This window comes from Cephaloticoccus capnophilus (assembly GCF_001580045.1).
In the GTDB taxonomy this organism is placed as follows: Bacteria; Verrucomicrobiota; Verrucomicrobiia; order Opitutales; family Opitutaceae; genus Cephaloticoccus; species Cephaloticoccus capnophilus.
The window spans coordinates 1-2,103 of the sequence record NZ_LSZP01000052.1; the positions used below are offsets into that span (position 1 = coordinate 1).

1 protein-coding gene is annotated in these 2,103 nt (G+C 52.8%); it reads left to right on the forward strand.

Annotated elements, in window-relative coordinates; all coding sequences use genetic code 11:
* Positions 1 to 451: 451 nt before the first annotated feature.
* A partial coding sequence (locus AXK12_RS06800; protein ID WP_068712788.1) for a TonB-dependent siderophore receptor occupies positions 452 to 2,103 on the forward strand: 1,652 nt, incomplete at its 3' end.

Consider the following 2,103-nt stretch of genomic DNA (forward strand, 5'->3'; position numbering starts at 1 on the left):
GCGCAGTGGAAGCTCAGCTGTAATGGGCTTTCCGCAACGCTGTAATTACGAAGGGACTTAGGAGGCAAACGTGTTTGCCTCCTAAGACCCTTTATGACTTGCATTTTGAGCAAGGAGGGAACTACGTATCTAGTTCGTTACCCCACCCGATGCTTACCCCGGCATACTATCTCACTTTAGACGAGCAAGCAGCCGCGACTGCGTCGCGTCTGCTCTGTCGCTGGAAGCTCGGAAGCTCGGAAGCTCGGAAGCTCGGAAGCTCGGAAGCTCGGAAGCTCGGAAGCTCGGAAGCTGAGGTAAACTGCGCCAGATTTGTGTCAAGCTATTTATTTAAAGTAACTTACGTTATTAGGAAATCACTTTCCCCAGCCAGTTACGGCCTGTGTCCGTGACTGGCTTTTTAGCGCCCGCATTTTCGGGCGCTAAAATAAATAACCCCAAGACCCGTACTATGAACACACCCAAGATCTGTACTCCCAAGAAACACCCCAAATTACTCCCGATCGCATTGAGCCTTTGTACTTTCGCTTTGGGCTCGCTCCACGCTCAGCAATCTCCTGGGCAAGACGACGAAGAAATCGTCCGACTCTCGCCCTTCGCAATCCAAGAGAGAGCAGATATCGGCCGTTACCAAGCCACTGAATCCAGCTCCGGTACTCGGGTTCGGATGAGCTTGATGGACTCCAGCCAAAGCATCTCGGTCGTCACTAGCGAGCTTATGCAGGACATCGGCACAGCTCGCCTCACCGATGCGACCAAGTATGTAGCAGGCCTTAGCACTTATGGGGCGATCCCGTTGGTGCTGGACATAATGAATGTTCGCGGCTTCATCGACTTTGAATTGACCATAGATGGCTTCGCCCTCAGCCCAGCCAGCCAAGACCCGATTATCGTCGAGCGGATTGAGTTTGTAAAGGGTCCCAATGCGATCCTCGCCCCACAAGGTCTGCCCGGAGGTGTTGTTAACAACATCTCCAAGAAGCCTCTATTCACAAACAAGGGCTACCTGTCCTATCAAGTCGGCCGCTACGATGCTAACCGAGCCGAGCTCGATGCTAATTATGTGGTCAACGATAAGCTCGCCTTGCGCGTGGTCGGGGCCTTCACCGACGCCGACCACTACGGACAGGGGGTGTTTCACCAAAACACCACGGTGATGCCAATGTTTACCTACCGGCTTAGCCCAACGACTGAGTTCACCCTCCAGTTTCAAATACAAAAGGTGGATGCTCCTGCTGGTATGGCCCCGCTTTCCGTTTACGCTGTGGGTCGCAACAACATTAATCTGCCAGAAGGCCTGCCACGCGATTTCCAATACACAGGGCGCAATATCACCTCCCACCAAAAATCGCATAACACCCGCTTTTTTCTTACTTCACAGATTACCGACAAACTCTCGATGCGAGTCGCGGGAAGCTGGGCCGTGTCGGACGCGCGCTCAAACGGCCTCGGGCCGAGTGCTCCCTATCTCGGGCAAACAGGAGTAGTTGTAGACCCCATCCGGCTCGACCCTATCACCGGGGAGTGGTATTGGGACGGCACCTTTAACGACAACCCCACATACAAGCTTGGTGGCGTTAAAGAATGGCCACTACGTATGAAGGGGAGTTTCCAAAACGACTTCGTCTACGAACACACAGCGGCCAATTGGAAATCGCAAACGGTCGCCGGCTATGCATTTAACTACATCAGCCAACACTTTCGGCAAAGAAATTATGTAGACGATGGGATCTACTACGATTTTGCGAATAACTATACGCCTCCGGCTTATGCGTTTGATCCCGATATCGACTGGCACTTCAACGTATCGGAACGCCATCGTAGTAACCAAGTCTATATTTATGAGGTGATTAACCTCTTCGAAGACCGCCTCGTGCTCAGCGGCAGCCTTTCGCAAAACCGCTACGCTTCCAATGTTTATAACAACCAGACAGGAGTGCGCTCTGACAATAGAGCAGAGGCAACGCTCCCATCTGCCGGTTTCGTTTACAAAATGACACCTGGGGTTTCGGCTTTCTACGGTTACTCGAAACAAGAGGTGCTCGTAGGAGGTGACCCGGGCTTGGGAATCCCCGCTCACACCCGCCCTGGGCGGCAACATGA